The 7001-nt window shown below is 43.4% G+C and carries 10 protein-coding genes and 1 pseudogene; 9 read left to right on the forward strand and 2 right to left on the reverse strand.

Annotated elements, in window-relative coordinates:
• Positions 1–45: 45 nt before the first annotated feature.
• Together NXS07_RS17890 and NXS07_RS17895 are read right to left on the reverse strand one after the other, a co-directional pair.
• A complete protein-coding gene (locus NXS07_RS17890; protein ID WP_038202845.1) occupies positions 46–297 on the reverse strand; it encodes a hypothetical protein in 252 nt (83 codons plus the stop codon).
• Positions 298–974: 677 nt separating this feature from the next.
• A complete protein-coding gene (locus NXS07_RS17895) occupies positions 975–1715 on the reverse strand; it encodes an XRE family transcriptional regulator (RefSeq protein ID WP_308686636.1) in 741 nt (246 codons plus the stop codon).
• Positions 1716–1821: 106 nt separating this feature from the next.
• On the opposite strand from NXS07_RS17895, the gene NXS07_RS17900 reads away from it, so the two are divergent.
• From NXS07_RS17900 to NXS07_RS17940, 9 genes and pseudogenes are all read left to right on the forward strand, one after another.
• Positions 1822–2046 (forward strand): transcriptional regulator, encoded by a 225-nt coding sequence (locus NXS07_RS17900; RefSeq protein WP_258087311.1) that lies wholly within the window; start codon positions 1822–1824, stop codon positions 2044–2046.
• Positions 2047–2267: 221 nt separating this feature from the next.
• Positions 2268–2657, forward strand: a complete 390-nt coding sequence (locus tag NXS07_RS17905) for a hypothetical protein (protein WP_258087312.1) — start codon at positions 2268–2270, stop codon at positions 2655–2657.
• Positions 2658–2805: 148 nt separating this feature from the next.
• Positions 2806–3723 carry a phage replication protein O gene (locus NXS07_RS17910; protein WP_258087318.1) on the forward strand — a complete coding sequence of 306 codons (918 nt, stop codon included), beginning with the start codon at positions 2806–2808 and terminating at the stop codon, positions 3721–3723.
• Positions 3720–4451: a replication protein P gene (locus tag NXS07_RS17915; protein ID WP_258087313.1), complete on the forward strand. Its 732-nt coding sequence runs from the start codon at positions 3720–3722 to the stop codon at positions 4449–4451. The genes NXS07_RS17910 and NXS07_RS17915 overlap by 4 nt, the downstream gene beginning before the upstream one ends.
• A gap of 9 nt (positions 4452–4460) precedes the next feature.
• Positions 4461–5369, forward strand: a complete 909-nt coding sequence (rdgC, locus tag NXS07_RS17920; protein ID WP_258087314.1) for a recombination-associated protein RdgC — start codon at positions 4461–4463, stop codon at positions 5367–5369.
• Between the two features lie 19 nt (positions 5370–5388).
• Positions 5389–5547 carry a hypothetical protein gene (locus NXS07_RS17925; RefSeq protein WP_258087315.1) on the forward strand — a complete coding sequence of 53 codons (159 nt, stop codon included), beginning with the start codon at positions 5389–5391 and terminating at the stop codon, positions 5545–5547.
• Positions 5544–5942 (forward strand): phage protein NinX family protein, encoded by a 399-nt coding sequence (locus tag NXS07_RS17930; RefSeq protein ID WP_258087316.1) that lies wholly within the window; start codon positions 5544–5546, stop codon positions 5940–5942. The genes NXS07_RS17925 and NXS07_RS17930 overlap by 4 nt, the downstream gene beginning before the upstream one ends.
• Positions 5943–6150: 208 nt before the next feature.
• On the forward strand, positions 6151–6594 hold the full coding sequence (locus tag NXS07_RS17935; protein WP_038201914.1) for a YbcN family protein: 444 nt from the start codon (positions 6151–6153) through the stop codon (positions 6592–6594).
• Between the two features lie 194 nt (positions 6595–6788).
• Positions 6789–6923: pseudogene (locus NXS07_RS17940) on the forward strand (ead/Ea22-like family protein); the annotation flags it as partial.
• Between the last annotated feature and the right edge of the window lie 78 nt (positions 6924–7001).

Genomic DNA, 7001 nt, shown 5'->3' on the forward strand with positions numbered 1-7001 from the left:
TTTTGGATTTCTATAACTTTTCTTCGTGCTTCCTGATATGTCATATCACCCCCTCGCCGTAACGCCGCCTGACTCCAAACGACGGCGGGTTTTGGTTTTTGTTGAGATTAGTTCTTTCGACGGCGCTTTGTTGACTGCCGTAATGAAATTGCTGAATACGTTAACAGTGTCGCGTTCTTGTTGGGACGGACGCTGTTTCGGTTGACGATTATTTCGGAAGTTCTCGTGCTGTTGCTTCCGGGACTGAAAAAAGAAATTGTCGAGAATGTTTTCCAGCGGAATGTCTTTGTCGTTCATGGAATTCCTCCGTTAATTAACTCACCATAGGCCACTCATCGAATGACCTACAGTCAATCAACCACACTCTCGCAGTGGTCGCGCTCATGCCCTTGAGTAGTGCTCACTCTCCTGAGTGCTAATAACCGGTGCATGATTGGCTGTCATGCTGCTTACCGGAGCTATTCAGTTTATTAACCCTGACCAGTTAGCTAGATACTGGCTCCATTTGGACTCGGGGCTGCGTCACTACCGCAGCATTAACGCTATGCGTTCGCGGTCTATCCGCTTTGCTAAACCATGATTGTTTTCCTTTTGGTTAATCACGAGCAGTTTCATAACGAGTGCGCCTTTACGGGTTGCTTTGCCCGATTGCCTGAATGATTACTCGATAACCTGAGTAACTACCCGGCGCCATTTCGGTTTGCTAGGGCTCGCTAGTTGCCTGTCGTGTGGGATTCATATTGTTAAAGAGCGATACTGCATTTATCTGTTGGCTGTGTGCCTTGGATGGATACAAATATAGCTAAAGTTATTTTTGATGTAAATAGCTTAAGTTATAAAAAAGTGGAAAAAGGAATTAATTAACTGATAGATAAGGTAATATTTTTTTATGAGAGTTTAGATATGTGATATAGGCGGGATTTTTAGGCATAAAAAAGCCCCTTTCGGGGCTACTTAGTTAACTCTGTGGGTTTCTAGCTGTGGTATCTGTAATTAATTGATTGGCTTACCATAACCTTACCTTGTATATATAATCCTTGAGCTTCCTCTTCACTAAGATACCAGGTTTCATATTTTTGATTATCAGATATTATTGCTAGTTTTTTGTACTGGCGTTGCAATCTTTTAATGAAAAGTTCGTTCTCTAATATGAAAATATATATACCATCTCCATCAAAGTAATTCTTTGTTATATTTACGAAAATTTGATCTTTTGGTTCAAATGTTCCAGACATAGAGTCTCCATTGACAGTTAGCATCCTTATCGATTCAGCGGGTATTCCGCCAAATATCCTTCTAGCTTCGTCGTCGGTATACTCAATAGAGCATATGGTTTCAATAAACTCAGAATTAATCATTACGCCAGGCCCCGCACTCGCTTGAACATCTAAAGAATCAACTTTATAAGAGCACGAAGTTATTTTGCCATTTAATTGTTTTATAATTTTATTATTTTGTGACGTATATTCATCATTATTTATTTGTTCTTCTACTACGTTAGAAGTCATTGCACCACTGCCAGTTGCTAACCACTCCGGGTCAACCATCAGAGTTCTCGCAATTTCAACTGTATGGCGAGATCTACTAGCCGTACCAGATGTCAGCTTCCAAATGCTAGGCTGGGAGATCCCAACAGCCTCAGCGAGTGAAGCCTGAGTAAATCCATGTTCTTTCATGGCTAATTTTAGCCGCTCTGCAAATGTCATTTTGTTCATAATCGCACAATTTATAGCTTAGGCTATACCTCGTCAAATAACTAAGGCTTTACTTTAAAAATAACTTTAGCTATTATTTGTGTATTCCAAAAGCTGAGGTTATTTTATGACAAATAAATTGATCGAAAAGGCTATTGGCATGGTTGGTAGCCAGCAAGCACTGGCTACCATATGTAACGTTAAACAACCTGCAGTTTGGGCTTGGTTACATGGACATAAAAAACCATCTGCCACAAATGCCATTCGCATTGAGCGTGCAACAAATGGATTAGTTCCAGCACATCAATTACGACCTGATTTATCTGAACTATTTGGCGCGCCTGCCGCCTGATTTGCCGCTCTTTAACAATTTGCTCTCACGACAGGCTATTGGTGAACCCTAGCAAACCGAAATAGCGCCAGGAGGTATTTACTACTCTTAGGCAATCGGGGAACTCACCCGTAAAGGCTGACACTATAACGCCGTGATCGTGTTTATTAACTATCTATTCAGGATAGACGATATCTATCGTTTATTTATTAAACAAAACTTAACTATAGGAACTGTAGCAGATGGAAGTCGCAAAAGTTGTCAAAAATACTCGCAATACGCGTAAAGCTCAGATGCTTGAGAGTCATTTCCACAAGAAAGTATTTGAGTTTGGAAATAATGGCCTGGCAAGTGAAATGGGGATTCATCCATCCGTATTAAGCCGCGATAAAAACCGGATAGCGAAATTAGCCAGTAGATTGATCGTGGAGCTGGGCTTGCCTGAATGGGCGCTTGAGTTATCTGAATCTGATAGCAAACCTGAATCTGATAACAAACCCATAGTAGTCATCGAGGGTGAGCACGCTGAACGATTAATTCAGGCTCTGGAACGGAAAGGCAAGGTGAAAAGAAAAACCCCAACTGTTGTAGCAGTTGAGGCTTCAGAAATGCAATTCGAACTATCAATTTAATGACTGAGAGGAAGTATGCAAGTCCCTCTCAACAACACATTTAACAGAGGTAATTATACATGAAAACGAAATTTAATGATAGGGAGGTCGTATGAATACAGCGGAGGTTTTTGATTTCAATACGGCTAAAAAAATCAGGAGCAACAGGATGGAGAACCAGAAATCTGGTTTCATCTCGTTGTACCGGAGCATCAGAAATAAACCGTGGGCTAAAGACGTCTTTCTCAGAACGCTGTGGGAAAATTTGCTTATGGATGCAGCCAGACAACCATATACAGCTAATTTCAAAGGGAATGTATGGCATTTACAACCCGGTCAATTAGTCGTAACGGCGGCTGATCTGGGGCTATCTCTGTGTGACCGCAACGAGAAGCCAACCAGTCGTGATGCAGTAGAACGGATGCTGGCATTTTTTGTTAAGGAAGGGATGATTTCTATCAAGGGGGAGAAGCGAAAAGGACGTGTGATCACTATCACAAATTATAGTGACTACGCTGAAAAAATAGACAATTTACCCGCACATAAAGCCGCACATGAAGGCGCACATGGCGAGACCAGTAATGACGCGGCCTCAGACACTATACCCGCACATGGGGGCGCACATAACCCCGCACATCATGAACAAGAATATATATCTAATAATAAATTATTAGATGATCGTCCGAGAAAATCTAAATCGTCTGGCAAGGTAAATCCTGATGCTGCTGTTAGCTCACCCAAAGGTGATAAGTGGGGGAATGCTGACGACCTGAAAGCGGCCGAGTGGATTTTCCAGAAAGTGCAGGTAGCTAAACCCAACGCTAAAGAACCTAACTGGGCGACATGGGCCAATGACATTCGGCTGATGAGGCAATCTGATAACCGAACCCATACCGGCATCTGTCGCCTGTTCAAATGGGCCAATAAGGATTCGTTCTGGTACTGCAACATCCTGTCCCCTGCCAAGCTACGGGAAAAATGGGATACGCTCGAATCACAGAGTACGCAGCCCAACCGGAAGCAGATTGCGCCAGAGTCAGCAGGCAATTGGAATAACCGCGAAGAATGGGAGGAGGAATTTATATGACCCTTGCCAAAGTTATTCAGGATCGGGATGGGGCAGCATTGGCAAAGATGGCTGGTTCGGTAAAGTCACCGGACAAAGTGGTCAACGATGAAGCCGAACGACTGGTTGATGTTCTGTTCAAAAACCTCAAATCAGTCTTTCCCGCCGCTATATCAACGATATTCAAAGATCCCAGTGATGAAGTGGCTGCAAAGCGTCAATGGATTGCTGCATTCGCTGAAAATGGCATTCGTACCAAAGAACAATTATCGGCAGGCATGAGATATGCTCGCGCCAGTGAAAACCCGTTCTGGCCTTCCCCTGGCCAATTTGTCCAGTGGTGCAAACAGGGAGAAACTATCGCTATTGGATTGCCAACCGAAGAAGATCTTTACGGCATGTTCCGTGATTATTGTAATCATCGCGACTGGCGTGATATCGAGTGGCAATCAAACGCCTGTTACTGGATGGTGACAAAAATTCACTCGGATATGATCCGCCAGAACTTAACCGACTCTGAGGTGAGAAAACTCTGTGTCCGCGAATTGAGGGCGATGACGAAACGTATTCAGGCAGGTGAGAAAATACCCGTACCCGTTATTCAGATTGCGAAAAAATACACTCCGTCAGATGAGGATTCTGTTATAAGCAGCTTGTGGCTGATAAAAAGAAATTTAGGCTGCAATCTATCCCTTCAAGAGTACAGCCACCAATTTTACAACGAAAGACTAAAAGCTATTCGCAAATAGGAAACCAATATGAACTTTTTCAAAAATGCGATCGTGTATCGTATGACTCGTGACATCCAAATTTCAGCGGAAACACTGGAAAATCAACTCGCAGCATTGGCATTCACCCCCTGCGCCAGCCAAGACATGATGAGAGTTGGCTGGGTTTCTCCAATGGGTAATCACGGAACATCGCTCACTCATGCAGCCGGTAATCAGATCCTGATTTGTATGCAGCGCGAAGAGAAAATATTGCCTTCATCGGTCATCAAAAAAGAGTTATGGAGCAAGATTGAAAAACTGGAAGGTGAGCAGCATCGCAAGCTGAAAAAGACCGAGAAAGATTCCCTGAAAGATGAGGTCATCCACACCCTGTTACCCCGGGCATTCAGTAAAGAATCACAGACCTACCTCTGGATTGATAACGACAATCAGCGAATTGTTGTCGATGCGAACAGTGCAAAACGTGCCGAGGATACATTGGCACTCCTGCGAAAAACGCTAGGCTCACTGCCTGTCACACCGATGATGTTCGCTAATCCCATCGAATTAACCCTGACTGACTGGGTGAGTAAAAACGAGTTGCCCAAAGAATTTATGTTGCAGGACGAAGCCGAGCTGAAAGCGATTCTGGAAGAAGGCGGCGTTATCCGCTGTAAGCATCAGGACTTAATCACTGATGAAATTGCCACTCACATTGAATCTGGCAAGTACGTCACCAAACTGGCGCTGGAATGGGAAGAGCGCATTCAGTTTACATTGTCTGATGATTTTACCATCAAAAAAATCAAGTTCAGCGAAGCATTACGCGAACAGAATGACGATATCGACCGTGAAGATGTTGCTCAACGATTCGATGCAGACTTTGTACTGTTCTCCGGTGAGCTGTCGCGGATGTTCGACAGTTTGGTTGATGCGCTCGGCGGCGAAGCTCAATAACTACCAGAAGGACTTTTAGATGAAAGTATGGATTGTATGTATCCCCGGTTTTGAAGGTGATTTCGAGCCTATAGCAGCTTTTAGCAACGAGAAAAAAGCAAGAGATTACATTGAGAGTAAAGGTTTTCGTTCATGGTCTCTTGATGATTTAACGGTTGATAATCCGGAGGAAGAATGAAAATCAAAACGAGTGAACTGACAGGCCGGGCGTTGGACTGGGCGGTGGCTAGGGCTATAGGCGCTACAGAAGAAATCATGCCAAGTGGCAATACATGGCTGAAACCCAATGATGATTGGTATGTTTCTAATCGCGACACATATAATTTTGAACCCTCAACCGATTGGGAGCAGTGTGGGGAGTTGATTGATAAATATCTAGATGATGTGACCTATATGGGTCGCAAAGATAATCACTGGGTGGCATCTGTTAGAGCATTGACAGTAGATGATTTTTCTATTTTTAAAACGCAAACAGGCGACACACCACAAATCGCCATCTGCCGTGCTGTCGTGGCTGCACAGTTGGGTGACGAGGTGGACATCCCTGATGAGCTGGTGGAGGATGAGGGGTAATGATTAATGCCAAATTATGCAGCAATTGTGGAACGAATGAACTTGTATTTATAGAGTCAAAATATTTTAAAAGAGAAAAAAAGTTTAAAAGTTTTGTCTTGTGTAAATTTTGCAACAAAAGAGCCACTCCCGTGCAATGGGTAAGGTGCGAAAGCGATGTTAGAAAACAAGTATTAACTAACTGGAATAATGAAAATTAAGGCATTTTATGGAATATGATTTTTTATTCCATGAATCAACGAAACAAGCTGCGTGGCAACAACTCAAATCAGTTCTGGCAACAAACCAGCCTCACCGAATCATCATCAAACCGTGGAAAAACACCCGATCACCATCTCAGAACGCTACCGCTCATATGTGGTTTGGCGAGATTAGTCGTTTTCTGAAATCTAACGGGGCGAAATTTTCACCAGATGAAGTTAAAGAGATGATGAAACACACGTTTCTCGGCTATGAGGTTGTAGAGCGGGTTGATGCCAGAACTCAGGAACCAGAGCGTGTCAGGACACTGCGCCAGACCTCCAAATTGGACACTGGCGAGATGTTTCGATTCATGGAACAGGTTGAGCAATGGGCTGCTGGTATGGGTTATTTTGTGACAATACCCGATGACAGCGAATACATGAAACTCAAGCGGAGGCAGGAACAGTGAACAAATTTGACGAATTAGACCAGATAGCTAATGCAGCTAATCCTAAATCATGGGGTCGTTCTGCATTTGAATTTAATGCAATAGTGGCTGTTGATAAAAATGCGCCACTTAGCTTGAGCGGTGAACGAATAGCCTCATTCGTTGAAAAACGTAACGCAATTTTTGTAACGACATTCGATCCTGAACAGGTATTGGAACTCATCGCGATAGTTAAAGCGGCAGAAAAATTAGTTCGCTGTAAAGGCAGATATCAGTCAGAACAAAATTATCGCAAGTTGGCAGCATTGTTTGGTGTGACAACTCCAGACCTACCGCCGCTGGAGGAGGATCAATGAAATACCTCATATTCCTCGGATTTTGGGTAGCAGCAATGCTGATGATGGGATTTATGTTGATGTAGGGGGATG

Origin of the sequence: Xenorhabdus bovienii (assembly GCF_024721015.1) — a bacterium.
Taxonomy (GTDB): domain Bacteria; phylum Pseudomonadota; class Gammaproteobacteria; order Enterobacterales; family Enterobacteriaceae; genus Xenorhabdus; species Xenorhabdus bovienii.

Coding starts and splice junctions, on each gene's coding strand:
- NXS07_RS17890 (WP_038202845.1), bottom strand. CDS start 297: ATGAACGACAAAGACATTCCGCTGGAAAACATTCTCGACAATTTCTTT.
- NXS07_RS17895 (WP_308686636.1), bottom strand. CDS start 1,715: ATGAACAAAATGACATTTGCAGAGCGGCTAAAATTAGCCATGAAAGAA.
- NXS07_RS17900 (WP_258087311.1), top strand. CDS start 1,822: ATGACAAATAAATTGATCGAAAAGGCTATTGGCATGGTTGGTAGCCAG.
- NXS07_RS17905 (WP_258087312.1), top strand. CDS start 2,268: ATGGAAGTCGCAAAAGTTGTCAAAAATACTCGCAATACGCGTAAAGCT.
- NXS07_RS17910 (WP_258087318.1), top strand. CDS start 2,806: ATGGAGAACCAGAAATCTGGTTTCATCTCGTTGTACCGGAGCATCAGA.
- NXS07_RS17915 (WP_258087313.1), top strand. CDS start 3,720: ATGACCCTTGCCAAAGTTATTCAGGATCGGGATGGGGCAGCATTGGCA.
- rdgC (WP_258087314.1), top strand. CDS start 4,461: ATGAACTTTTTCAAAAATGCGATCGTGTATCGTATGACTCGTGACATC.
- NXS07_RS17925 (WP_258087315.1), top strand. CDS start 5,389: ATGAAAGTATGGATTGTATGTATCCCCGGTTTTGAAGGTGATTTCGAG.
- NXS07_RS17930 (WP_258087316.1), top strand. CDS start 5,544: ATGAAAATCAAAACGAGTGAACTGACAGGCCGGGCGTTGGACTGGGCG.
- NXS07_RS17935 (WP_038201914.1), top strand. CDS start 6,151: ATGGAATATGATTTTTTATTCCATGAATCAACGAAACAAGCTGCGTGG.